Raw genomic sequence first — 25687 nt, 5'->3', positions numbered from 1 at the left:
AACAGAGGAATCGACCTTGAAAAATATGATGAAAGCGGCTGGTCTTGGCCTAGTTATCCTTACCTCTTCAATGTTTGCAACAGCAGCAGAAGCGGCTCAGAAAATTGGCTACGTGAACACGCTACAAGTTTTCCAAGCGCTTCCACAACGTGAAGCTACGCTTCAGAAACTGCAAAACGAGTTCAAAGACAAAGCGGCAGAGCTTCAAGCTATCCAAGCAGAAGCGACTAAGAAAATGGAAAAACTTCAGCGCGATGGCGAGCTACTAGGCACTGAAGAAGTAGAGAAACTACGTATTGAAATTGGTCAGCTAGACAGCAAATACAAGATCAAGGGTCAAGCTCTAGAGAAAGAGAGCCAGCGTCGTGAAGCAGAAGAGAAGCAAAAGCTTTTCCAAACTATCCAACAAGCTGTTGAGAAAGTGGCTGAGAAAGAAGGCTACGACATGATCATCGACATTCAAGCGGTGGGTTATGCGAAAGAAGAGTTCAACATCTCAAGCAAAGTTATCGACACTCTTAAGTAATTAGTTAGCTAGTAGGAATAACATGACAGCATTGACGTTAGCACAGCTTGCTGAGATCACTAGTGGTGAACTACACGGTGATGGGAATGTCTCGATTCACACTGTTGCCCCAATGGATCGCGCAGGTGAAGGTGAAATTACGTTCTTAACCAACGTTAAGTACGCAAAGCACCTTGGAGAGTGTAAAGCTTCAGCAGTAATGGTGAAGGCAACGGAATTAGAGCACTGTAAAACGAATGCTTTAGTGGTTGCGGACCCTTATGTGGCTTACGCGAAAGTTGCTCAGGCATTAGATAGTACGCCTAGTCCGGCTTCAGCAGGCATTGCAGCGAGCGCTGTAGTATCACCGGAAGCAAAATTAGGTAGTAATGTCTCTATCGGTGCTAACGCTGTTATTGAAGCCGGCGCTGAGCTAGGCGACAACGTTGTTATTGGTGCAGGCTGCTTTATCGGTAAAGGCGCAAAGCTTGGTGCGAACACTAAGCTTTGGGCGAACGTTGCCATCTACCATGATGTTGTGATGGGTACTGACTGCCTTGTTCAATCAAGCACAGTGATTGGCTCTGACGGCTTCGGTTATGCCAATGAAAAAGGTGAGTGGGTTAAGATCCCTCAGCTTGGTACAGTAAGAATTGGCAATCGAGTAGAAATTGGTGCCTGTACAACTATCGACCGTGGTGCACTCGACGATACGATTATCGAAGACAATGTCATCATCGATAACCAGATGCAGATTGCACACAACGTGCACATCGGATATGGCACAGCGATGGCTGGTGGTACTATCGTTGCTGGTAGTACGAAGATTGGTAAATACTGCCAAATCGGTGGAGCAAGTGTTCTTAACGGCCACATTGAAATCGCCGATGGTGTTATCGTGACGGGAATGGGCATGGTTATGCGCAGCTTACCAGAGAAAGGTATCTACTCGTCAGGTATACCGCTTCAAACCAATAAAGAGTGGCGTAAGACCGCAACTCGTGTTCATCGCATTGATGAGATGAATAAGCGCCTAAAAGCAGTCGAGAAACTGCTCGAGCAACAAGAGGACTAACCCTCAGTCGCTTAAACAAAAAAAGGCTCGCTTTAGGCGAGTCTTTTTATGTGCGTGAACTTGGTTCAGGTCGAGCTTGGCTCCCTAACTGACACTGTGGGGTATTTGGGTATATAATGCCCCTAGACTAGAAAAGAATTGATATAGGATTTTTACTTTGAGCACCGATACTAAAACAATGAACATCACTGAGATTCAGGAACTTCTGCCACATCGCTATCCGTTTCTGCTTATCGATCGTGTGACCGATTATCAAGAAGAAAAGTATCTGACCGCTATCAAGAATGTTTCGGTGAACGAACCACAATTCACAGGTCACTTTCCACAGCTGCCGGTCTTCCCTGGTGTATTAATCCTAGAAGCGATGGCGCAAGCAACCGGCCTTTTAGCGTTTAAATCTTTTGGTGCACCAAAAGACAATGAGCTTTACTACTTTGCAAGTGTCGACAAAGCGAAATTCCGTAAGCCAGTAGTGCCTGGTGATCAACTCATTATCGAAGTGGAGTTCGTGAAAGAGCGCCGCGGTATTGCTGCCTTTAACGGTGTGGCGAAAGTTGATGGTGAGATTGTTTGTTCTGCTGAACTGAAATGTGCTCGTAGAGAGTTTTAATATGATTCATGAGTCTGCAAAGATACACCCAAGTGCCGTTATCGAAGGTAACGTCACTATTGGTGCGAACACCACGGTAGGACCATTTACCTACATTGCGGGTGACGTCACCATCGGTGAAAACAATGAAATTATGTCGCATGTCGTGATTAAAGGTAACACGACGATTGGCAATGACAACCGAGTGTTCCCGCAAGCGATTATCGGTGAAGAAAACCAAGATAAGAAGTATGGCGGTGAAGATACACGTGTGATTGTGGGTGACCGCAACGTGATCCGTGAGAGTGTACAGATCCATCGTGGCACTACACAGGACAAAACACAGACTGTTGTTGGTAACGACAACCTACTGTGTGTCAACGCGCACATCGCTCATGATGTGATCGTTGGTAATCACACTCATATTGGCAATAATGCAATCCTTGGTGGGCATGTTACCGTTGGCGACTACGCTGGCGTGATGGCTCTATCAGCGATTCACCCATTCTGCACGGTAGGTGCATACGCCTATGTCGGCGGTTGTTCTGCTGTCGTCCAAGATGTGCCACCTTATGTTTTAGCACAAGGTAACCACGCTACGCCGTTTGGCCTAAACCTTGTTGGCCTAAAGCGTAATGGCTTTGAGAAGCCAGAGCTTCGTGCATTGCAGAAAGCTTACAAAGAGATTTATCGCTCGGGTAAGACCCTAGCCGAAGTGAAGCCGGTACTGGAAGAGATGGCACAAGAATGGGCCTCTGTTGGACGCTTCATAGAGATCTTGGAAACGTCAGAGCGTGGCATTATTCGCTAGCTCAGCATCTCAGCAAGCTTAAAAGATCGCCAGTCGGACTGGCGGTCTTTTTCTGTTTTAAGAAAACCATAAACTTATCGCAAATAGGGACTATCAATGGAACGACCATTACGCATCGGCATCGTCGCAGGCGAACTTTCTGGTGATACGCTTGGCGAGGGCTTTATCAAGGCTCTCAAAGTGCGCTACCCAGATGCTGAGTTTGTCGGTATTGGCGGACCAAAGATGATTGCCCAGGGCTGCGAGTCTCTATTCGATATGGAAGAGCTTGCCGTGATGGGGCTTGTGGAAGTTTTAGGTAGGCTAAGAAGGCTTCTGCATGTTAAAGCTGAATTGGTGAAGTACTTTACTGAAAATCCGGTCGATGTATTTGTCGGGATTGATGCCCCAGATTTCAACTTAAGACTTGAGTTGGACCTGAAAAAAGCAGGCACTAAAACAGTACATTACGTCAGCCCTTCTGTGTGGGCTTGGCGGCAAAAACGCATCCATGGCATCGCTGAAGCGACGAACTTAGTGTTAGCATTTTTGCCGTTTGAAAAAGCGTTTTATGACAAGTTCAACGTACCGTGTGAGTTTGTTGGTCACACCCTTGCCGATGCGATTCCTTTAGAGTCTGATAAAGGGGCAGCTCAAGAGCTGCTGGGACTTGATAAAGATAGAAAATGGCTCGCTGTGCTACCGGGTAGTCGTGGTAATGAGCTCAAAATGCTCTCGCAACCATTTATCGAGACCTGCCTAAAGCTCAGCAAGGATGATCCGACACTCGGTTTTGTCGTTGCAGCCGTAAACGATAAACGTAAGCAGCAGTTCATTGATGCCTGGCAGCAATATGCCCCAGAGCTAGATTTTCATATTGTTCAAGACACGGCCCGTAATGTGATTACGGCATCCGATGCAGTGTTGCTGGCTTCTGGTACGGTGGCATTAGAGTGCATGTTACTCAAGAGACCTATGGTTGTTGGTTACAAGATGAATGCCATCACCGCATTTTTGGCAAAGCGTCTGGTTAAGACTAAGTATGTCTCTTTACCTAATATTTTGGCGGACGACGAGATAGTCAAAGAGTTCCTACTCGAAGCCTGCACACCTGAGAACCTGCACGCTGAGCTGACGCGACTGCTGAGTGGCGACAATCGCGATATGATTGAGAAGTTCACCGAAATGCATCATTGGATCCGCAAAGATGCGGATAAACAGGCCGCCGACGCCGTACTTAAATTGATTGATAGATTATGACCAAAAAGAAAACACCAGTAGAGTTACCTCCTTTTGAATATCCTCAAGGTTACCTTGCAGTAGCTGGTGTGGATGAAGTAGGACGTGGTCCCTTGGTGGGTGACGTAGTCACTGCTGCCGTTATACTTGACCCTAACAATCCGATAGAAGGTCTCAACGACTCTAAGAAGCTGTCAGAGAAAAAACGTCTCGCGCTCTATCCAGAGATAAAAGAGAAAGCGTTAGCTTGGTCTGTGGGTCGCTGTTCACCGGAAGAAATTGATCAGCTTAATATCCTTCAAGCTACCATGGTTGCGATGCAGCGAGCGGTCGCTGGGCTGAGTGCTACACCAGATCTCGTGCTTATCGATGGCAACCGAACGCCGGCGCTTCCGATGGACGCACAGGCTGTGGTGAAAGGCGATCTTCGCGTCGCGGAAATCAGTGCTGCCTCTATCATCGCCAAGGTGGTGCGTGACCAAGAAATGGAAGAGCTCGATAAAGAGCATCCGGAATTTGGATTTGCTAAGCACAAAGGATACCCGACCAAGGCGCACTTTGAAGCGATTGAGCAGCATGGCGTTATTGCTCAGCATCGAAAAAGCTTTAAGCCAGTAAAACGCGCCTTAGGTTTAGAAGACTAACAGTATTAAGATTAACGCTATTGAAAGGCTAGTGGCTTTAGATATAGCCATTAGAATGTCGTGACGATTTAGGATTCATTATGTCAGACCCCAAGTTTATACACTTACGTGTTCACAGTGACTTCTCTATGGTGGATGGGCTTTCCAAAGTACCACCATTAGTGAAGAAGGTCGCGGAGATGGGTATGCCAGCTATGGCATTGACCGACTTCACTAACCTTTGTGGTCTCGTAAAGTTTTATGGCAATGCTCATTCCGCGGGTATTAAGCCACTGATTGGGGCCGACTTTTCCATGCAGTCAGACGAGTTTGGCGAAGAGCTGACTCGTATTACTGTGCTTGCTGCGGATAACAAGGGCTACAACAACCTAACGCTGCTGATCTCAAAAGCCTATCTTCGAGGACACGTACAGCATCAACCTGTGATTGACAAGGCGTGGCTTGCAGAGCTTTCAGAGGGATTGATTGTTTTGTCGGGTGCCAAAGAAGGTGAGGTTGGTAAAGCCCTACTCAAAGGCAACCAAGCGCTTGCCAAGCAGTGTGCGGCTTTCTATCAGACCCACTTTCCAGATCGCTACTACCTCGAGTTAATCCGTACGGGACGTTCAGACGAAGAAAGTTACCTGCATTTTGCGATTGAGTTAGCCGAAGAGCTAGAGCTACCTGTTGTGGCAACTAACGAGGTTGTGTTTGTCGATAAAGAACTGTTCGACGCTCACGAGATCCGAGTCGCGATTCACGATGGATATACCCTCGATGATCCACGTCGTCCTAAACGCTACAGTGACCAACAGTATTTACGTAGCGAAGAAGAGATGTGCGAGTTATTCGCCGATATTCCAGAAGCACTGCAAAACTCTGTCGAGATAGCCAAGCGATGTAATGTCACGGTAAGGCTTGGAGAGTACTTCCTACCTGCTTTCCCAACAGAGGGTATGGAAGAGACAGACTTCTTGGTGATGAAGTCTCGAGAAGGTCTAGAAGAGCGTTTAGAGTTCCTATTCCCTGATGAGCAGGTCCGTCTTGAGCGCCGACCGGAATATGATGAGCGCTTACAAGTAGAGCTCGACGTAATTAACCAAATGGGCTTTCCTGGCTATTTCTTGATCGTAATGGAGTTCATCCAGTGGTCGAAAGATAATGCGATCCCTGTAGGTCCTGGTCGTGGTTCGGGTGCCGGCTCTTTGGTTGCGTATGCGCTGAAAATCACCGACCTTGATCCTCTAGAATACGATCTGCTATTCGAGCGCTTCTTGAACCCTGAGCGTGTTTCCATGCCCGATTTCGATGTCGACTTCTGTATGGATAAACGTGATCAAGTTATTGATCACGTGGCAGAAATGTATGGTCGTGATGCGGTATCTCAGATCATCACATTCGGTACCATGGCTGCTAAGGCGGTTATTCGAGATGTAGGGCGCGTACTTGGTCACCCGTTTGGCTTTGTCGATCGTATCTCGAAGCTTATCCCGGGTGATCCTGGTATGACGCTGCAAAAGGCGTTTGATGTTGAGCCCGCTCTACCGCAGTTGTATGACAACGATGAAGAAGTTCGCGACCTTATCGACATGTGTCGAATCCTAGAGGGTTGTACACGTAACGCCGGTAAGCACGCGGGTGGTGTTGTAATCTCACCAACCACAATCACGGATTTTGCGCCGATCTACGCAGATTCCGAGGGCCATTTCCCAGTTACACAGTTTGATAAAAACGATGTGGAAACCGCAGGTCTGGTTAAGTTTGACTTTCTGGGCCTGAGAACGTTAACCATCATCGATTGGGCGCTGGGGCTTATCAACCCACGTTTAGAGAGAGAAGGTAAAGAGCCGGTTCGTATCGAGTCCATTCCACTCGACGACCAGCCGTCTTTCCAATTGCTACAAAATTCAGAAACCACCGCGGTATTCCAGCTGGAATCTCGAGGTATGAAGGAGCTTATCAAACGCCTTCAGCCGGACTGTTTTGAAGATATTATCGCACTGGTAGCTCTGTTCCGTCCGGGCCCGCTTCAATCGGGCATGGTAGATAACTTTATCGACCGTAAACACGGACGAGAGGCGGTCTCCTATCCGGATGAAACCTGGCAGCATGAGTCGCTAAAAGAGACGCTTGAGCCAACCTATGGCATCATCCTTTATCAAGAGCAGGTAATGCAGATCGCGCAGATCCTAGCTGGTTATACGCTAGGCGGTGCAGACATGCTGCGTCGTGCGATGGGTAAGAAAAAGCCTGAAGAGATGGCCAAGCAGCGTGCCGTGTTCGAAGAAGGGGCCATTAAAAATGGCGTCGACGGCGAACTGGCGATGAAGATCTTTGACTTGGTAGAGAAGTTTGCAGGTTACGGCTTTAACAAATCGCACTCGGCAGCTTATGCTTTGGTTTCTTATCAAACGCTATGGCTGAAGAAACACTATCCAGCTGAGTTTATGGCAGCGGTAATGACCGCGGATATGGATAACACCGAAAAAGTCGTTGGTCTTGTTGATGAGTGCTTCCGCATGAAGCTCAAGGTATTGCCACCAGACATCAACGCTGGCTTGTTTCGATTTAATGTCAATGATGAAGGGGCGATAGTTTACGGAATCGGAGCGATCAAAGGGGTTGGTGAAGGCCCAATTGATGCCATTATCGAAGCCAGAAACAAAGATGGCTATTTCCGTGACTTATTTGATTTCTGCGCTCGCATTGACCTTAAAAAAGTGAACAAGCGAGTGATTGAAAAACTCATTATGGCGGGGGCGCTTGATAAACTGGGGCCACACCGAGCCGCATTAATGGCATCACTAAATGATGCCGTGAAGGCGGCGAGTCAACATCACCAAGCTGAAGCTTTTGGACAGGGCGATATGTTTGGCGTCTTGACCGATGCTCCAGAAGAAGTCGAGAACAAATATACTCAGGTTCCTGCTTGGCCAGAAAAGGTTTGGCTGGAGGGCGAAAGGGAGACGTTGGGTCTTTATTTGACCGGGCACCCAATTAACGCCTACCTCAAGGAACTAACCAAGTATACAAGTTGTCGATTAAAAGACGCCACGCCAACACGTCGTGATCAATCGCTGACGGTTGCAGGTCTGGTGATCGCTGCTCGTGTGATGACGACGAAACGTGGTACACGCATCGGAATTATGACTTTGGACGACCGAAGTGGTCGTATGGAAGTGATGTTGTTCTCAGATGCACTAGATAAATATGCTGAATTGTTAGAAAAAGATAAAATAGTGGTCGTTTCTGGACAGGTCAGCTTTGATGACTTCAATGGTGGACTTAAAATGTCTGCCCGCGAAGTTTTAGATCTTGGTAGCGCTCGCGAGAAATTTACGCGAGGATTATCCATCTCTTTGTTAGAGCAACAAATTGATGAGCGCTTTTATCAGCGCTTTATGGAAATACTTACCCCTCATAAAGCGGGGACTGTACCGGTTAATATTTACTATCAGCGTTCGGATGCACGAGCAAAACTAACGCTGGGTACAGAATGGCGTGTTACACCAAATGATACGCTGCTAGAAGAATTACAGCAGTTACTTGGTAAAGACCAGGTAGAACTCGAATTTAACTAATATAGCATTGGGACTTTAGTCCCGATGCAGAATCGAAAAGGATTCATAGATGAGCTTGAACTTTCTTGAATTTGAAAAGCCAATTGCCGAACTAGAAGCAAAAATTGAAGCACTACGTGATGTATCTCGTCACGGTGGTGACAGCGCAATTGACTTAGATAAAGAAATTGAACAACTAGAGAAGAAAAGCTTAGAGCTTAAGAAAAAAATCTTTAGTGATCTTGGTGCGTGGCAAGTAGCACAGCTCGCTCGTCACCCACAACGTCCATATACGTTGGACTACATTGAGCACGTATTTACGGAATTCGATGAGCTTGCTGGTGATCGCGCTTTTGCAGACGACAAAGCGATCGTGGGTGGTATGGCTCGCCTAGAAGGACGTCCAGTGATGATCATTGGTCACCAAAAGGGCCGTGAAACCAAAGAAAAAGTAAAACGTAACTTCGGCATGCCTAAGCCAGAAGGCTACCGCAAAGCGCTTCGTCTGATGCGCATGGCGGAACGTTTCAACATGCCAATCATTACTTTTATTGACACGGCGGGTGCATATCCAGGTGTTGGCGCTGAGGAGCGTGGTCAATCTGAAGCTATCGCGATGAACCTTAAGGTGATGGCAGGGTTGAAGGTGCCAGTTATCTGTAACGTTGTCGGTGAAGGCGGTTCTGGTGGTGCACTGGCTATCGGTGTGGGCGACTACGTGAACATGCTTCAGTACTCAACGTACTCAGTAATTTCTCCCGAAGGCTGTGCGTCTATCTTGTGGCGTGATTCGGATAAAGCACCACAAGCAGCAGAGGCTATGGGTCTGATTGCCCCGCGTCTTAAAGAGCTTGAGCTTATTGACGAGATCATCGAAGAGCCGCTTGGTGGCGCACACCGAGACGCGATCCAAATGGCTGAAAACATGAAAGCAACCCTGCTTCGTCAGCTAGAAGAGCTTGATCAGCTAGAAGAAGAGAACCTTCTTGAGCGTCGTTATCAACGTTTGATGAGTTATGGCTACTGCTAAACGAAATTGATTTATATAATAAGGCGAGCATTATGCTCGCCTTTTTTATATTTTGAGTCTCTACGCTATTTAGGAAATACCAATGTCGCTACGTCAACAGTTCACCGAATCCATGCTCCGCTATCTTCCCGATAGAGGGCGCATTGTTGTCGGATTTAGTGGCGGCGTTGACTCCCGAGTACTGCTGAGACTGGCCGTTGAGTATCGCACATGCAACCCATCCACTTCGATTGTCGCAGTTCACGTTCATCATGGCCTGAGCGACAAAGCTGACCATTGGCTAGCGTTATGCAAGCAATGGGCGGATGAAGAAAAGGTTGAATTTGTTGCAGAGCATGTACAGCTGAACCTTAATAGTGGTGATAGCATCGAGCAGCAGGCGCGTCATGCCCGCTATCAGGCTATCAATCAACATATGACGCATGATGACGTTCTGATCACCGGTCAGCATTTGGATGATCAAGCCGAAACTTTCCTGCTTGCCGTTAAGCGTGGCAGCGGACCTAAGGGACTATCATCAATGGCGGTCTGTATGCCTTTCGGTAAGGGTAGTCTTGTTCGTCCTCTCCTCAATGCGCAACGTCAAGACATTGAACAATTTGCCAATGATCAAGCACTGCAATGGCTTGAGGATGAAAGTAATCAAGATACCCGCTTCGATCGAAATTTTTTGCGACATGAGGTCATGCCCTTGCTCAGTACTCGTTGGCCTAGCTTTTCCAAAGCGGTGAATCGCAGTGCAAGGCTATGCGCTAAGCAAGAGCGCTTACTAGTTGAACTGCTAAAGCCGGAGCTAGAGGCCAGCCTTGATAGGTTTATGGGTATCAAGGTAGAGGCGTTAAATCACTTTTCAGAGCTAAAACGCGACCAGCTATTGCGTATGTGGTTAGAATCTCAAGTGACAGTTTTGCCTAGTGAAGTTCAATTACAAAAACTTTGGCAGGAAGTCGCGTTAGCTAGGGTAGATGCAAACCCTCAGATAGAACTGTCCGGCGGAGTAGTCCGCCGATTTCGTGGCTACCTTTATTGGATCGCGAAGCAAGCTGATGTGACGAGTTGGACACATGCCCTGACATTGGAGGAGCCGTTAGCTTTACCAGATTATTTAGGGATCTTAAGTTTAAAAAGAGGTCGTTCAGGCGACAACACTATGACGCTAGAATACGCTAAACTCACTGGGGCTTTGAGCGTTACGTTCAACCCTGAAGGACTGAGCGCCCATCCCCATGGACGCTCTGGCTCTCGCAAGTTAAAGAAGCTGTTTCAAGAATATCAGGTGCCAAGTTGGCAACGTCGCCGCACGCCAATCCTGATGATGAACGGCATTGTGGTTGCCGTCGGTAACCTGTTTGTAGATAAGGATTTTTACGGCTCAGATTGTGAACTTGTCTGGGACAAATGACCCTTTTTCATGTCACAATCGTAAAGATAATAAAACGCAGGAAGCGGTTAGAACTGTTCAATTTGTGTGATGGATGCACTGCTTTCTGACTAACATTGATAAAAAGTACAAGGTAAAGCAATGAAAAAATTGATGATTGGAGCAATCGCAGTAGTGGGGTTACTGAGTGGACCAGCAATGGCAGGTGACATTGCCGCGGGTAAAGCGAAAGCAGCGGTTTGCGCAGCGTGTCATGGTGCTGATGGGATTGCGGTTATCCCTGGTTACCCAAACCTTAAAGGACAAAATGAGCAGTACCTAGTGACGTCCATCAAGGCGTATAAAAACAAAGAGCGCAATGGTGGTTTGGCAGCAGTCATGCAAGCTCAAGCATCTATGCTTAGTGATGAGGACATTGCTAACCTAGCCGCATACTACGCTAGCTTGAAGTAACGACCACTTATCGTTCCGAACGTAAGCTAGAAATAACGCAACGACTCAGTCGGTTGCAAGAATGTTTGACACAAAGCTCGAAGCTACGCTTCGGGCTTTTTGTTTTCGTTGATTGTTGATGCGACCTACCAGATAATGTCGCTAACAAAATTGATGTAAGGGAAGAACATGAAAAAGATCGAAGCGATTATCAAACCATTCAAACTTGATGATGTGCGCGAAGCACTGGCTGAAGTGGGCATTACAGGTATGACCGTTTCTGAAGTGAAAGGTTTTGGTCGCCAGAAAGGCCACACTGAGCTTTATCGAGGCGCTGAGTACATGGTCGATTTCTTACCAAAAGTGAAACTCGAGATTGTTGTTGCGGGTGATGTGGCTGACCAGTGTGTTGAGACCATCATTGAAACGGCTCAAACAGGCAAGATTGGAGATGGCAAAATCTTCATCACTGATATCGAGCGTGTTGTTCGTATCCGCACGGGCGAAGAAGACGAAGACGCGATCTAAAACGCGTTTAGCACTAACATTAAAAGGAGTAGGCAACTACTCCTTTTTTACTTTTAGGGTGAGCAATGAAGTTAAAGTGGCTTTTAGTCGGTGCATTGGCTGCGCTTGGTATGGCGGTTGGTGGGTTTCAAGCGGTGTTTACCGTTTCAGATACGCCAGAAATCACCACCGTTCGCGGCACGCAGGTTGATACCGAATTAAAGTGTTATCACAATCCTACGCCAGAGGCGCTTGATGACGCAGGGCGACTTAATGTGCTGGTGTGGAATGTCTATAAGCAAAACAGAGATAACCTTCTCTCAGAGCTTACAGAGCGCTCTCAAGACAGGCAGTTGGTGTTACTTCAAGAGGCAAGTCTTGATGATCAGTTCCTCGATTGGCTACAGCGCTCAGAGTGGGGAAGTAATCAGGTCAGCGCATTTAAGGCATTTGATGTTTCAAGCGGGGTTTTGAACTTGAGCCGTGCCATGCCAAAAGTCGCCTGTGCAAACCTTCAAGTTGAGCCTTGGCTGCAACTCCCCAAATCTGGCCTCTATGCAGAATATAAGCTCTCTAATGGACAGACTTTGATAGCGCTTAACCTGCATTCGGTGAACTTTACCTTAGGGACGCAAGAGTATAAGCAACAACTGGACTCGTTTAAGCAAGTGCTCGAATCTCACTCCGGCCCCTTACTCATCGCAGGTGACTTCAACAGTTGGAGCGAATCACGAATGGAAGTACTAAAAAATGTCCTTCGTAATTATCAAATCAATGAGGTCAAGTTTACCCCTGATCATCGAAAACGCTTTGTTACCGGACTGCCACTCGATCACATCTTCTATCGAGGCATGACCTTAGAGGCAACGAGTACACCTGAAAGTGACGCGTCGGATCATAATCCAATGCTGGCTGAGTTTGTTTTGTCTCAGTAGACGATATCAACTTTTTACATACTGCTTTGCGGCCAATCATCAGGGATGATAAACCAGAATTGACCACTCTCGGCTTGGCAGTGAATAAAGTGCTTTGGGAGAGCCGATACAGGATCGCTGTCACCGCGTTGACGTTTTCCAGTCGCCCAAAGTGGTTTCTCCAATCTGTACACAGGTTCATTAATGCGGTGAAACTGAGATTGGTAACACCAGTAACCAGTGATCCGCTTTGGATTGATGCGCAGTCCCACGCACTCTGTTGGCACGTCCTCTTGCTCAAATGGGTTGATATAGAGTCGACCTTGCATCAGTAGATGTTGAGATGGAATCATTAGGTCAGGGTACTGCGATTTGAACGCTGGGGTATCCGACATCTTAAGTTGGTGGTCGAGCATGCGGCTTAGCTTTTTATCCAGCCTATCTTTGGCGTTAGGTCCATACCAAAGGCCGTCTTTGAGCAAATAGAACTTAATTGCGACTTCCCAGTGTTCAAGCCTTGGCTCACCTCTTTTCTCAATAAGGAAGTCGATAGCGCCTAAGGTTCGCCCATCTTGCTGCAGTTGTATCTCTTCCGCAAACACACTGTGTTGCTTGCTCTGCTCGAACAAGCGTCGGCACAGTTCCTGATAAAGAAAACCGAGCCTAGGGTTACCTTGGTACTCAGAGTCGTCCTGAGTGCGTGAAATATTCGATGACTTTGGGAAACGCTCTGCCACGTTTTCGTGCCCTGTGATGAGGCTTTGGCTCTCGCTTATCCAAGTGATGAAGTCCCTAATTGATTGCATGGCGTATTCTTTACGTTTTCCTTTCGACATTGCTAGAGTAAATTGCTATAACCACGGAAATCAAGAATTTGCTCAGGAAGTGCCATGAATAACTTAAAGCTTGAAGCTATCCTCAATGAAAAACTATCGCCGCAATTAATTAAAGATTACAGCCCTAACGGACTTCAAGTTGAAGGTGCGAGTGAAATCAAAAAAGTGATCACTGGTGTAACGGCCTCTCAAGCGCTTATCGATTATGCCGTGAGCGTAGAAGCGGATGCTGTGTTAGTACATCATGGTTATTTCTGGAAAGGTGAACCTGAGCCGATTCGTGGGATGAAAGGTAAGCGAATTCGCACTCTGATCAAGAACGACGTGAACTTGTTTGGTTACCACCTCCCGCTTGATATCCACCCAGAGCTTGGTAATAACGCAAGATTAGCCGAGCTGCTTGATATTGAAGTCATTGATGGTCTTGAAGGGCACCCACAATCTGTGGCTATGTTCGGCAAACTGGCGACGCCAATGACGGGGACTGACTTTGCCGCAAAGATTGCAAAGACGTTGAATCGTGAACCTTTGCATATCGCTCCAGATATGGCGGATAAGCTGATTGAAACCGTTGGTTGGTGTACAGGTGGTGGTCAAGATTACATTGAGCTCGCTGCGTCAAAAGGCTTGGATGCGTTTATTTCGGGAGAGGTCTCTGAGCGCACGACCTACATAGCACGCGAACTCAGTATTCACTATTTCGCTGCAGGACATCATGCAACTGAGCGCTATGGCATTCAGGCGTTGGGTGAATGGTTGGCTAAAGAGCATGGACTCGACGTTGAATTTAAGGATATCGATAATCCGGTTTAACGACGAGCAAACAAAAAAAGAGCAGCCTAGGCTGCTCTTTTGCTTTTGATGTTGTGTTTATCGTTATTCGCGTTCGTGTAGCGGTTTAAAGTCACGCATAGCTTCACCTGTGTAAAGCTGACGTGGACGACCGATACGGTTGCCTGGATCGCTGTGCATTTCATTCCAGTGAGCAATCCAACCTACCGTGCGAGACATCGCAAAGATTACTGTGAACATAGATACTGGGATACCAATCGCTTTAAGAATGATACCTGAGTAGAAATCTACGTTTGGATACAGTTTCTTCTCAACGAAGTACTCGTCAGACAGAGCAATACGCTCAAGCTCCATTGCAACATCCAATAGAGGATCTTGAATGTTAAGCTCTTTAAGTACGTCGTGACATGCTTCACGCATAACCGTCGCACGTGGGTCGTAGTTTTTGTAAACACGGTGACCGAAGCCCATTAGTCGGAATGGGTCATCTTTGTCTTTCGCGCGCTCGATGTACTCAGGGATCTTATCTACAGAGCCAATCTCCTCAAGCATACGAAGACACGCTTCGTTAGCGCCGCCGTGAGCAGGACCCCATAGAGATGCAATACCAGCCGCAATACATGCGAATGGGTTCGCACCTGACGAACCAGCAAGACGTACAGTCGACGTAGACGCATTTTGCTCGTGGTCTGCGTGCAGCGTAAAGATTTTATCCATTGCACGTGCAACGATTGGGTTAACTTCATACTCTTCACATGGGTTAGCGAACATCATGTGTAGGAAGTTTTCCGCGTACGTTAGGTCGTTACGTGGGTAGATGAATGGTTGACCGATAGAATACTTGTAACACATTGCTGCAAGCGTAGGCATCTTAGAAATCAAGCGGTAAGCTGCGATTTCACGGTGTGAGTCGTTGTTGATATCGAGAGAATCGTGGTAGAAGGCGGCAAGAGCACCAACCACACCACACATTACTGCCATTGGGTGAGCGTCGCGACGGAAACCGTGGAAGAAACTCGCAATTTGCTCATGAACCATGGTGTGACGGGTCACGATTTGTTTAAAGCTTTCGTATTCTTCGCGTGTAGGGGCTTCACCAACGAGAAGAATGTAGCAAACCTCTAGGTAGTCTGCATTATTAGCTAACTGATCGATAGGGAAACCACGGTGTAACAGGACACCTTTACCGCCGTCGATATAAGTGATTTGAGATTCACAGGATGCAGTGGCAAGAAAACCCGGGTCAAATGTAAAGTAACCATTGGCTCCAAGTTTACGAACATCGACTACTTCTGGTCCGATAGAACCTTCCATAATCGGCAGCTCGATTGGCGCTTGACCTTCAATATGAAGGGTCGCTTTCTTATCTGCCATAACAATCTCCTTTGTTTATTATTTAATCCGTCCAGGATGTTTGTGTGCCAATTTTTTACTTCGCTTCTGGGGCAAAGTCAATTTTTATACGGTTTTGTGTGCACTTGTTATGATTTTTTATAGAAAAATGGTTAAAAATCTGTTCTGTGTAGCATATTTTGTTACACCAATTGTATTAGAATGTTGCCAACCGTATAGTTTCGGTGAAATTGTTGGTCAAAACCTTGTAAACTCGAGGATGCAAACCGAAGTGAGGTCGATTTGAATTCTCGTCTGTTAACATTATCGTTACAATTATCTCCCTTGTAACACGAAATTATTGTTAACTTTATGTTAACTTTTGAGGCTTAGAGACCAAAAATTATTCATAACAATAAATGCTCAATGGAGCTGAGTGAGCAAGCCCGTGAAAGAAAGAAAGTCCAGACCTGTTAATTTAGATTTACAGACAATCCGCTTTCCGATCACCGCAATCGCTTCCATCCTGCACCGTGTGTCAGGTGTGATTACGTTTGTGTCGATCGGTATTCTCCTTTGGTTACTAGCCAAGTCACTCTCATCCCCGATTGGGTTTGCGGAGGCAGCCGACATTGTCGACGGTTTCTTCGTCAAATTTATCCTTTGGGGCATTTTGACAGCACTTGCGTATCACATCGTGGGTGGTGTTCGCCACTTGATTATGGACCTAGGTTACTTTGAAGAGCTCGAATCGGGCGCGAAGAGTGCCAAGGTTGCCTTCATCGTGACAGGTGTTCTGTCACTGCTGGCTGGAGTATTGGTATGGTAAGCAACGTTTCAACTTTTGGTCGTAACGGCGTACACGATTTTCTATTAATTCGTGCCACCGCCATCATTATGACCTTGTACACAATTTATCTCGTGAGCTTCTGCGCGTTTGCAGGGGATATTTCCTACGTATCTTGGACCAACTTCTTCGGTGGCACTTTCACTAAGGTGTTCACCATGCTTGCGTTAGCCTCAGTGCTAATTCATGCCTGGATCGGTCTATGGCAAGTTCTTACAGACTATATCAAGCACACGCTTCTGCGTGGCGCACTGCAACTGACGTTTGTTGCGGTACTGCTTGGTTATTTCTTCTCTGGTTTCTTTATTCTGTGGGGTGCGTAAGTGTCTATTCCAGTTCGTGAGTTTGATGCCGTAGTAATCGGCGCTGGTGGTGCAGGCATGCGCGCTGCACTACAAATTTCAGAGCAAGGTCTTTCTTGTGCTTTGCTATCTAAGGTTTTTCCTACTCGTTCGCACACTGTATCTGCCCAAGGCGGTATCACAGTAGCGCTTGGTAACTCTCATAAAGACGATTGGCAGTGGCATATGTATGACACTGTTAAAGGTTCGGATTATATCGGTGACCAAAACGCTATCGAGTACATGTGTAAAAATGGTCCTAAGTCGGTTATCGAACTAGAGAAAATGGGTCTTCCTTTCTCTCGTTTTGATAATGGTTCGATTTACCAGCGTCCATTTGGTGGTCAATCAAAAGAGTTTGGTGGTGAGCAAGCGGCGCGTACCGCAGCTGCCGCTGACCGTACTGGTCACGCTCTGCTTCATACGCTTTATCAGCAAAACATCAAACACAAGACCACTATCTTCTCAGAATGGTATGCACTGGATCTTGTTAAGAACCAAGATGGTGCGGTGTTAGGTTGTACTGCTCTGTGTATGGAAACCGGCGAGATTTGTTACTTCAAATCGAAAGCGACCATCCTTGCAACGGGTGGTGCAGGTCGTATCTATGCTTCAACAACCAACGCACACATCAATACAGGTGATGGTGTTGGTATGGCACTGCGTGCAGGCGTTCCAATGCAAGACATGGAAATGTGGCAGTTCCACCCAACGGGTATCGCTGGCGCAGGCGTACTGGTAACAGAAGGCTGTCGTGGTGAGGGTGGTTACCTTCTAAATAAAGATGGTGAGCGCTTCATGGAGCGTTATGCACCGAACGCGAAAGACCTGGCTGGTCGAGACGTTGTAGCTCGTTCAATGATGATCGAAATTCGTGAAGGTCGCGGCTGTGATGGTCCTTGGGGTCCGCACATTAAACTGAAGATGGACCACCTAGGTAAAGATGTACTTGAGTCTCGTTTGCCAGGTATCTGTGAGCTATCTCGTACATTCGCACACGTCGATCCGGTGAAAGAACCAATTCCAGTTATTCCAACTTGTCACTACATGATGGGTGGCGTACCGACTCAAGTTTCTGGTCAAGCGATTAAGCAAGACGCATCAGGGAACGATCTTGAGGTTCAAGGTCTATTCGCTTGCGGCGAAATTGCATCAGTATCGGTTCACGGCGCTAACCGCTTGGGTGGTAACTCGCTACTTGACCTTGTGGTATTTGGTCGCGCAACAGGTCTACACCTTGGTGAGACATTGGCAGCACAAACAGAGGCACGCCCTGCAACAGAGTCGGACATCGAAGCATCGCTTGCTCGTACTATGCGTTGGGAAAACAGTGCATCAGGCGAAGACCCAGCTCAAATCCGTAAGGACCTACAAACTTGTATGCAAAACAGCTTCTCGGTATTCCGCGAAGGCGATGCGATGGCAACGGGTCTAGAAGAGCTGAAAGTGATTCGCGAGCGTCTGAAAGAAGCACACCTTGCTGACAAGTCGAAAGAATTCAACACCCAGCGTGTTGAGTGTCTAGAGCTTGATAACCTGATGGAGACAGCTTTCTCTACGGCGGTAGCAGCAAACTATCGTACCGAGAGTCGCGGCGCTCATGCTCGCTTTGACTTCCCAGAGCGTGATGATGAGCAGTGGCTATGTCACTCTATCTATAACCCTGAAACTGAGCAGATGTCGAAGCGTGATGTCAACATGACGCCTGTTCACCGTGAAGCTTTCCCGCCGAAAGCACGTACGTACTAAAGGGAGGACACGACTATGAAACTTAATTTCTCTCTTTACCGTTACAATCCGGATGTAGATAACAAGCCATACATGAAAGACTACACCCTAGAGGTGGATGAAGGGTCGGACATGATGGTACTTGATGCTCTGATTTTGCTGAAAGAGCAAGACCCAACGATCGCTTTTCGTCGTTCATGCCGTGAGGGGGTTTGTGGCTCCGACGGTCTGAACATGAATGGTAAAAACGGCCTTGCTTGTATCACACCATTATCAGCGCTTGAGGGTGGCAAGATAGTCATTCGTCCGTTACCGGGACTTCCGGTCGTTCGAGACTTGATTGTAGACATGACTCAGTTTTATGATAACTACGCGAAAGTTAAGCCATTTCTCATTTCAGATGGGAATGTGCCACCATCGCGTGAAAACCTGCAAATGCCAGAAGAACGAGCACACCTTGATGGTCTCTATGAGTGCATCATGTGTGCGTGTTGTACGACTTCTTGCCCATCGTTCTGGTGGAATCCAGACAAGTTTATTGGACCTGCAGGTCTTCTCGCGGCGTATCGCTGGCTGATTGACAGTCGTGATACGGCAACAGATGAACGCTTATCAAATCTTGATGATGCATTTAGCGTTTTCCGTTGTCACGGCATTATGAACTGTGTCAGTGTATGTCCTAAGGGACTTAACCCGACGAAAGCGATTGGTCATATCAAGTCAATGCTTGTTAATCGTTCGGTGTAATAAAAAATAAAAATTGCCGACTCGACGCCCTGGAGAGTCGGCTTCTTATAGCTCGGCGTAGACCGATGCATACGTGAAAACTACTGGTTAAGGGAAAATATGCACAATAGTGTGATGAAGGCATGGCTCGAGTCTTCACACTTGGCAGGCGCCAATGCAACGTACGTAGAAGACCTCTACGAACTGTATCTAAGTGATCCCGAACAGGTAAGTGAGGAGTGGAAACGTGTATTTGATGGGTTGCCTGTGCAGCCTGATGTGGTTGAACAACCGCACTCACGTGTCCGTGATTACTTCCGACGACTCGCTCAAGAAACAAAGCATTCAAGTGCTCAAGTAAGTGACCCCGAGGTCGATGCAAAACAAGTAAAGGTTCTACAGCTTATCAATGCTTACCGCTTCCGCGGGCATCAAGCTGCTAATCTGGACCCACTTGGTTTATGGAAACGCCCAACCGTTGATGAATTGGAGCCTGCGTTCCATTCACTCACCGAAGATGACTTAGACGAAACGTTCAATGTAGGCTCTTTTGCTATCGGGCAAGAAAGCATGACGTTACGTGATCTTCACAAGGCGCTGCAAAAAACCTACTGTGGCTCTATCGGTGCAGAATATATGCACATGACGAACACTGCTCAAAAACGTTGGATTCAGCAACGTCTAGAGTCGGTCGTTGGTCAGCCCTCCTTTGATTCCGAACATAAACACACTTTCTTAGCAGAACTTACCGCCGCTGAAGGTCTAGAGCGCTATCTTGGTGCTAAATTCCCAGGTGCTAAACGTTTCTCGCTAGAGGGTGGTGATGCTCTAATCCCAATGACAAAAGAACTGATTCGACATGCTGGTAGCCAAGGCATGCGTGAAGTGGTCATTGGTATGGCGCACCGTGGTCGTTTGAACATGTTGGTTAACGTCTTGGGTAAAAAACCTCAAGACCTTTTCGATGAGTTCGCTGGTAAGCACGACGAAACATGGGGTACAGGTGATGTTAAGTACCACCAAGGTTTCTCTGCTGACTTCGCGACGCCAGGTGGAGATGTGCATTTAGCATTAGCATTCAACCCATCTCACCTTGAAATCGTTAACCCGGTTGTTATTGGTTCAGTTCGTGCTCGTCAAGATCGCTTAGGCGATAAAGATGGCGGTATGGTTCTGCCTATTACGATTCACGGCGACTCTGCGATTGCGGGTCAAGGTGTCGTACAAGAAACCTTTAACATGTCGCAAGCACGTGGCTTTAAAGTTGGCGGTACTATTCGCATCGTAGTGAATAACCAAGTTGGCTTTACGACCTCTAATCCGCGCGATACTCGTTCAACGATGTACTGTACCGATATCGCGAAAATGGTTCAGGCGCCGATTTTCCACGTTAACGCAGATGATCCAGAAGCGGTGGCATTTGTTACTCAGATTGCCTTAGATTTCCGCAACGAGTTCGCGAAAGACGTGGTTATTGACCTGGTTTGTTACCGTCGTCATGGTCACAACGAAGCTGATGAGCCGAACGCTACTCAGCCACTGATGTACCAGAAGATCAAAAAGCACCCAACACCGCGTAAGCTGTATGCGGATGTCCTGATCGAGCGTGAAGAGAGTGACATTGAAACTGCAACGCAGATGATCAATGAATACCGTGACGCGCTGGATCGTGGTGAAGTGGTTTGTAAAGAGTGGCGCCCAATGGCTCTTCACTCTGTTGACTGGTCTCCGTATCTTGGTCGAGATTGGGACGAAGAGTGGGGTGGTCAGGTCGGTACTGAGCGCCTAGTTGCGCTTGGTCAGAAGCTTGGTCAATATCCAGATAGTCATAAGCTCCAAAGTCGAGTCAACAAACTCTACAACGATCGTGCTGCCATGATGAGTGGCGAGAAGATGATCGACTGGGGTATGGCAGAGACGTTGGCGTATGCAACGCTGCTCGATGATGGTAAGCGCATCCGTATTTCAGGTCAGGACTCTGGTCGTGGTACGTTCTTCCACCGCCACTCAGTGCTGCACAACCAAGAAGATGCAAGTACCTACATTCCACTTGCTAACCTTCACGATAAACAGGGTCCATTCCAGGTATTTGACTCGGTTCTATCGGAAGAAGCGGTACTGGCATTTGAGTATGGCTATGCAACAGCAGAGCCAAGTGGTCTCACGATTTGGGAAGCACAGTTTGGTGATTTCGCCAACGGTGCTCAAGTTGTAATCGACCAATTTATTTCGTCTGGTGAGCAAAAATGGGGTCGTCTGTGCGGTCTGACGATGCTGTTGCCGCACGGTTATGAAGGTCAAGGCCCTGAGCACTCTTCGGCTCGTCTGGAACGTTACCTTCAATTATGTGCTGAACAAAACATGCAGGTGGTGATTCCATCAACGCCAGCTCAGGTTTACCACATGATTCGCCGTCAGGTCGTTCGTCCAATGCGTCGTCCGCTTATCGTCATGTCACCTAAGTCACTGCTAAGACACCCATTGTGTACGTCTAGCATTGAAGATTTGGCAGAGGGTACGTTTGAACCTGCGATCGGTGAAGTCGATGAGCTTAAGCCAGAAAACGTCAAGCGCGTTGTATTCTGCTCCGGTAAAGTCTATTTCGACTTGCTAGAGCAACGTCGTAGCAACGAGCAAGAAGATGTGGCGATTGTTCGTATTGAACAGCTATATCCATTCCCACTGGATGATGTAAAAGCCAAGATTGCTGAATACACCAATGCTCAAGATTTCGTTTGGTGTCAGGAAGAGCCTCAAAACCAAGGTGCTTGGTATTCAAGTCAACACAATTTCCGTGCAGCTATCCCTGCAGGCGCTGACTTGAAATACGCTGGTCGTCCAGCATCAGCATCTCCGGCGGTTGGTTATATGTCGGTACACTTGAAACAACAGAAAGCGTTAATTTCTGACGCGTTGACCCTAGATTAAGAACTAGAAGAAAAAGGAAGAAACAGATATGACAATTGAAATTCTGGTTCCAGACTTACCTGAATCAGTTGCAGACGCGACAGTCGCGACTTGGCACAAGAAACCAGGCGAAGCGGTAGCGCGTGATGAAGTTATCGTTGATATCGAAACCGATAAAGTGGTTCTTGAAGTCCCTGCACCTGAAGAAGGTGTTCTTGAAGAGATTATTGAAGAAGAAGGTGCAACGGTTCTATCTAAGCAGCTGATTGCCAAGCTTAAGCCTGGTGCAGTCGCTGGTGAACCAACCACAGATACCACTGAATCAACAGAAGCTTCTCCAGACAAGCGTCACAAAGCGGCGCTGACGGAAGAGTCTAATGACGCTCTTAGCCCAGCCGTTCGTCGTCTTCTTGCTGAGAACGACCTCAGAGCTGAGGATGTAAAAGGCACTGGTGTTGGCGGTCGTATTACGCGTGAAGACATCGAGGCACACTTGGCTGCAGCGAAGAACGCACCAAAAGCTGAAACTGAGGCAGCGGTAGCACCTGTATTGGCTCGTAGCCAAAAACGTGTACCTATGACTCGCCTACGTAAACGTGTAGCGGAGCGTCTGCTTGAAGCGAAGAACAGCACTGCGATGCTGACTACGTTTAACGAAGTGAACATGAAGCCAATTATGGATCTTCGTAAGCAGTACAAAGACCAGTTTGAAGAGCGCCACGGCACTCGTCTAGGCTTCATGTCTTTCTACGTGAAGGCCGTAACGGAAGCGCTAAAACGCTACCCAGAAGTGAACGCATCTATCGACGGTGATGACATTGTTTATCACAACTACTTTGACATCAGCATGGCAGTTTCAACGCCACGTGGTCTTGTGACACCAGTACTAAAAGACTGTGATTCACTAGGCTTTGCTGATATCGAAAAAGGTATTAAAGAGCTAGCGATCAAAGGTCGTGACGGCAAACTAACGGTTGAAGAGTTGACGGGTGGTAACTTCACCATCACTAACGGCGGTGTGTTTGGCTCACTAATGTCTACGCCTATCATCAACCCACCACAAGCGGCAATCTTGGGTATGCACAAGATTCAAGACCGTCCGATGGCTGTTGATGGCAAGGTAGAGATCCTGCCGATGATGTATTTAGCGCTTTCTTATGACCACCGTTTAATCGATGGCCGTGAGTCAGTAGGCTTCTTGGTGACTATCAAGGAACTACTGGAAGATCCAGCACGCTTGCTACTGGATGTATAGTTAAGTGTTGTTTTTATTTTGGATGTATAGACGTCCAAAATAAATGGAGCTAGACTAGCTCAACGTCTAGCTCCTTAGTAAGCCCCGAAGAGGCGGCTCTAACGAGTACTCCTACAGACGTATTACCGATAATCGGTATATGGAAATATAAAATCCCTCAGGGATATAACAAATGGAATCGCACAATGAATTTGCATGAATATCAAGCCAAACAGCTGTTTGCAGAATTCGGATTGCCTGTACCAGAAGGCTACGCATGTGACACCCCACAAGAAGCATTCGAAGCTGCTGGTCGTATCAGTACTGAAAAGAAAGTAGTTAAATGTCAGGTTCACGCTGGTGGCCGCGGTAAAGCGGGCGGCGTGGAACTTCATGACACCAAAGATGGTGTTAAAGAATTCGCTCAGAAGTGGCTTGGTAAGAACCTAGTGACTTATCAAACAGACGCAAATGGTCAACCAGTGACTAAGATCCTAGTTGAAGAAGCGTCTAACATCGCCAATGAGCTTTATCTTGGTGCCGTTGTTGACCGTGCTACACGTCGTATCGTGTTTATGGCATCAACTGAAGGTGGCGTTGAGATTGAAAAAGTGGCGGAAGAAACGCCAGAGCTTATTCATAAAGCTGCGATTGATCCATTAGTGGGTCCACAGGCTTACCAAGGTCGTGAGCTTGCGTTCAAGCTTGGTCTTGAAGGCGACCAAATCAAGCAGTTCGTAAAAATCTTCATGGGTCTGGGCAACATGTTTGCTCAATACGACCTTGCATTGCTAGAAATCAACCCACTGGTTATCACTGGCGAAGGCAACCTTCTATGTCTTGATGGCAAGATCAACATCGATTCAAATGCACTTTACCGTCAGCCTAAGCTTCGTGAAATGCACGATCCTTCGCAAGAAGATGAGCGTGAAGCACACGCGGCTCAATGGGAGCTTAACTACGTAGCACTTGATGGCAACATCGGCTGTATGGTTAACGGTGCGGGTCTTGCAATGGGTACCATGGACATCGTAAACCTGCACGGCGGTCAGCCAGCTAACTTCCTTGATGTAGGTGGTGGCGCGACAAAAGAACGTGTAACAGAAGCGTTTAAGATCATCCTATCTGACAGCAACGTGAAAGCAGTTCTGGTTAACATCTTCGGTGGTATCGTACGTTGTGACCTTATCGCGGATGGCATCATTGGTGCAGTTGAAGAGGTTGGTGTTGAAGTACCAGTAGTGGTTCGTCTAGAGGGTAACAATGCGCCTCTAGGCTCACAAAAACTCGCGGAAAGTGGTCTGAATATCATTGCTGCAAGCTCGCTAACAGAAGCAGCGGAAAAAGTAGTTGCTGCAGCGGAGGGCAAATAATGTCTGTACTAATTAATAAAGATACAAAAGTTATCTGCCAAGGCTTCACTGGTGGTCAAGGTACGTTCCACTCAGAGCAAGCTATTGCTTACGGCACACAAATGGTAGGCGGTGTTTCTCCAGGCAAAGGTGGTCAAACTCATCTAGGTCTTCCTGTATTTAACACAGTGCGCGAAGCGGTTGAAGAGACAGGTGCGACGGCATCAGTTATCTACGTACCAGCACCGTTCTGTAAAGATGCGATTCTTGAAGCGATTGACGCTGGTATTAAGCTGATCGTAACCATCACTGAAGGCATTCCAACGCTGGATCTACTTGACGTTAAAGTACGTCTAGATGAAGCGGGCGTTGTGATGATTGGTCCAAACTGCCCAGGCGTTATCACTCCTGATGAGTGTAAAATCGGTATCATGCCAGGTCATATCCACAAGAAAGGTAAAGTGGGTATCGTATCTCGTTCAGGCACTCTTACGTACGAAGCGGTTAAGCAGACAACTGATGAAGGCTTTGGTCAGTCTACATGTGTTGGTATCGGTGGTGACCCAATCCCAGGTTCAAACTTCATCGATATCCTGAAGCTGTTCGAACAAGATCCTGAAACTGAAGCGATCGTTATGATTGGTGAGATCGGCGGTACAGCGGAAGAAGAAGCGGCAGCATTTATCAAAGAGAACGTCACTAAGCCTGTTGTGTCTTACATTGCAGGTGTTACAGCGCCTCCAGGTAAGCGTATGGGTCACGCTGGTGCGATTATCTCTGGTGGTAAAGGTACCGCAGAAGACAAGTTTGCAGCACTAGAAGCTGCGGGTGTTAAGACGGTTAAGAGCCTTGCTGACATCGGTAAAGGTCTTCGCGAGATCACCGGTTGGTAATGCCTACTTGTTGAAAATACAAAGCTCTAGCGATTCGCTAGAGCTTTTTTGTTT

Annotated in this window: 23 protein-coding genes; 21 read left to right on the top strand and 2 right to left on the bottom strand. The window is 47.3% G+C overall.

Annotated features, from left to right (window positions below):
• Positions 1 to 25: 25 nt before the first annotated feature.
• From LY387_RS12790 to LY387_RS12735, 12 genes are all read left to right on the top strand, one after another.
• Positions 26 to 526 carry an OmpH family outer membrane protein gene (locus LY387_RS12790; protein ID WP_128647935.1) on the top strand — a complete coding sequence of 167 codons (501 nt, stop codon included), beginning with the start codon at positions 26 to 28 and terminating at the stop codon, positions 524 to 526.
• A 22-nt stretch (positions 527 to 548) separates the two neighbouring features.
• Positions 549 to 1580, top strand: a complete 1032-nt coding sequence (lpxD, locus tag LY387_RS12785; RefSeq protein WP_234494388.1) for a UDP-3-O-(3-hydroxymyristoyl)glucosamine N-acyltransferase — start codon at positions 549 to 551, stop codon at positions 1578 to 1580.
• A 178-nt stretch (positions 1581 to 1758) separates the two neighbouring features.
• Entirely contained in the window at positions 1759 to 2190 is a 432-nt protein-coding gene (gene fabZ / locus LY387_RS12780; RefSeq protein ID WP_394153572.1) for a 3-hydroxyacyl-ACP dehydratase FabZ, read from the top strand.
• Between the two features lies 1 nt (position 2191).
• Positions 2192 to 2980, top strand: coding sequence for an acyl-ACP--UDP-N-acetylglucosamine O-acyltransferase (gene lpxA, locus LY387_RS12775; RefSeq protein WP_128647851.1), 789 nt, complete (start codon positions 2192 to 2194; stop codon positions 2978 to 2980).
• A 96-nt stretch (positions 2981 to 3076) separates the two neighbouring features.
• Positions 3077 to 4219 (top strand): lipid-A-disaccharide synthase, encoded by a 1143-nt coding sequence (gene lpxB, locus LY387_RS12770; RefSeq protein WP_234494387.1) that lies wholly within the window; start codon positions 3077 to 3079, stop codon positions 4217 to 4219.
• Entirely contained in the window at positions 4216 to 4842 is a 627-nt protein-coding gene (rnhB, locus tag LY387_RS12765; protein WP_128647850.1) for a ribonuclease HII, read from the top strand. The genes lpxB and rnhB overlap by 4 nt, the downstream gene beginning before the upstream one ends.
• Positions 4843 to 4922: 80 nt before the next feature.
• Complete coding sequence (dnaE, locus tag LY387_RS12760; RefSeq protein WP_234494386.1) at positions 4923 to 8402, top strand: DNA polymerase III subunit alpha; 3480 nt, start codon at positions 4923 to 4925, stop codon at positions 8400 to 8402.
• A gap of 49 nt (positions 8403 to 8451) precedes the next feature.
• Positions 8452 to 9411, top strand: a complete 960-nt coding sequence (gene accA, locus LY387_RS12755) for an acetyl-CoA carboxylase carboxyl transferase subunit alpha (protein WP_234494385.1) — start codon at positions 8452 to 8454, stop codon at positions 9409 to 9411.
• Between the two features lie 82 nt (positions 9412 to 9493).
• A complete protein-coding gene (gene tilS, locus LY387_RS12750) occupies positions 9494 to 10813 on the top strand; it encodes a tRNA lysidine(34) synthetase TilS (protein WP_234494384.1) in 1320 nt (439 codons plus the stop codon).
• A gap of 120 nt (positions 10814 to 10933) precedes the next feature.
• A complete protein-coding gene (locus tag LY387_RS12745; RefSeq protein ID WP_234494383.1) occupies positions 10934 to 11245 on the top strand; it encodes a c-type cytochrome in 312 nt (103 codons plus the stop codon).
• Positions 11246 to 11413: 168 nt separating this feature from the next.
• A complete protein-coding gene (gene glnB, locus LY387_RS12740) occupies positions 11414 to 11752 on the top strand; it encodes a nitrogen regulatory protein P-II (protein WP_042476388.1) in 339 nt (112 codons plus the stop codon).
• Between the two features lie 65 nt (positions 11753 to 11817).
• On the top strand, positions 11818 to 12666 hold the full coding sequence (locus LY387_RS12735) for an endonuclease/exonuclease/phosphatase family protein (RefSeq protein WP_234494382.1): 849 nt from the start codon (positions 11818 to 11820) through the stop codon (positions 12664 to 12666).
• A 14-nt stretch (positions 12667 to 12680) separates the two neighbouring features.
• Here the strand turns inward: LY387_RS12735 and LY387_RS12730 are convergent, their stop codons facing one another.
• A complete protein-coding gene (locus tag LY387_RS12730; RefSeq protein ID WP_234494381.1) occupies positions 12681 to 13451 on the bottom strand; it encodes a DUF1853 family protein in 771 nt (256 codons plus the stop codon).
• Positions 13452 to 13535: 84 nt separating this feature from the next.
• Here LY387_RS12730 and LY387_RS12725 point away from each other — a divergent pair, with 84 nt between their 5' ends.
• Positions 13536 to 14294: a Nif3-like dinuclear metal center hexameric protein gene (locus LY387_RS12725; protein ID WP_234494380.1), complete on the top strand. Its 759-nt coding sequence runs from the start codon at positions 13536 to 13538 to the stop codon at positions 14292 to 14294.
• A gap of 63 nt (positions 14295 to 14357) precedes the next feature.
• Here LY387_RS12725 and LY387_RS12720 read toward each other — a convergent pair whose 3' ends face one another.
• Positions 14358 to 15647, bottom strand: coding sequence for a citrate synthase (locus LY387_RS12720; protein WP_042476393.1), 1290 nt, complete (start codon positions 15645 to 15647; stop codon positions 14358 to 14360).
• A gap of 394 nt (positions 15648 to 16041) precedes the next feature.
• Between LY387_RS12720 and sdhC the strand changes: the two genes are divergently transcribed.
• From sdhC to sucD, 8 genes are all read left to right on the top strand, one after another.
• On the top strand, positions 16042 to 16434 hold the full coding sequence (gene sdhC / locus LY387_RS12715; RefSeq protein WP_042476396.1) for a succinate dehydrogenase cytochrome b556 subunit: 393 nt from the start codon (positions 16042 to 16044) through the stop codon (positions 16432 to 16434).
• The gene (sdhD, locus tag LY387_RS12710) at positions 16428 to 16775 is read left to right on the top strand and encodes a succinate dehydrogenase, hydrophobic membrane anchor protein (RefSeq protein WP_042476398.1); all 348 of its coding nucleotides are present in this window, start codon (positions 16428 to 16430) and stop codon (positions 16773 to 16775) included. The genes sdhC and sdhD overlap by 7 nt, the downstream gene beginning before the upstream one ends.
• Positions 16776 to 18542: a succinate dehydrogenase flavoprotein subunit gene (sdhA, locus tag LY387_RS12705; RefSeq protein ID WP_234494379.1), complete on the top strand. Its 1767-nt coding sequence runs from the start codon at positions 16776 to 16778 to the stop codon at positions 18540 to 18542.
• 15 nt (positions 18543 to 18557) lie between these two features.
• Positions 18558 to 19268: a succinate dehydrogenase iron-sulfur subunit gene (locus LY387_RS12700; RefSeq protein WP_042476400.1), complete on the top strand. Its 711-nt coding sequence runs from the start codon at positions 18558 to 18560 to the stop codon at positions 19266 to 19268.
• Positions 19269 to 19367: 99 nt separating this feature from the next.
• Positions 19368 to 22175, top strand: coding sequence for a 2-oxoglutarate dehydrogenase E1 component (sucA, locus tag LY387_RS12695; RefSeq protein ID WP_234494378.1), 2808 nt, complete (start codon positions 19368 to 19370; stop codon positions 22173 to 22175).
• Between the two features lie 28 nt (positions 22176 to 22203).
• The gene (gene odhB, locus LY387_RS12690) at positions 22204 to 23409 is read left to right on the top strand and encodes a 2-oxoglutarate dehydrogenase complex dihydrolipoyllysine-residue succinyltransferase (RefSeq protein WP_234494377.1); all 1206 of its coding nucleotides are present in this window, start codon (positions 22204 to 22206) and stop codon (positions 23407 to 23409) included.
• A 185-nt stretch (positions 23410 to 23594) separates the two neighbouring features.
• Positions 23595 to 24761, top strand: coding sequence for an ADP-forming succinate--CoA ligase subunit beta (sucC, locus tag LY387_RS12685; RefSeq protein WP_042476405.1), 1167 nt, complete (start codon positions 23595 to 23597; stop codon positions 24759 to 24761).
• The gene (gene sucD, locus LY387_RS12680) at positions 24761 to 25633 is read left to right on the top strand and encodes a succinate--CoA ligase subunit alpha (RefSeq protein WP_234494376.1); all 873 of its coding nucleotides are present in this window, start codon (positions 24761 to 24763) and stop codon (positions 25631 to 25633) included. Before sucC ends, sucD begins: the two co-directional genes overlap by 1 nt.
• Positions 25634 to 25687: the final 54 nt, after the last annotated feature.

Origin of the sequence: Vibrio maritimus (assembly GCF_021441885.1) — a bacterium.
In the GTDB taxonomy this organism is placed as follows: Bacteria; Pseudomonadota; Gammaproteobacteria; order Enterobacterales; family Vibrionaceae; genus Vibrio; species Vibrio maritimus_B.
The sequence above is the reverse complement of the archived record's forward strand: the minus strand, read 5'-3'. Positions and strand labels throughout refer to the sequence as shown.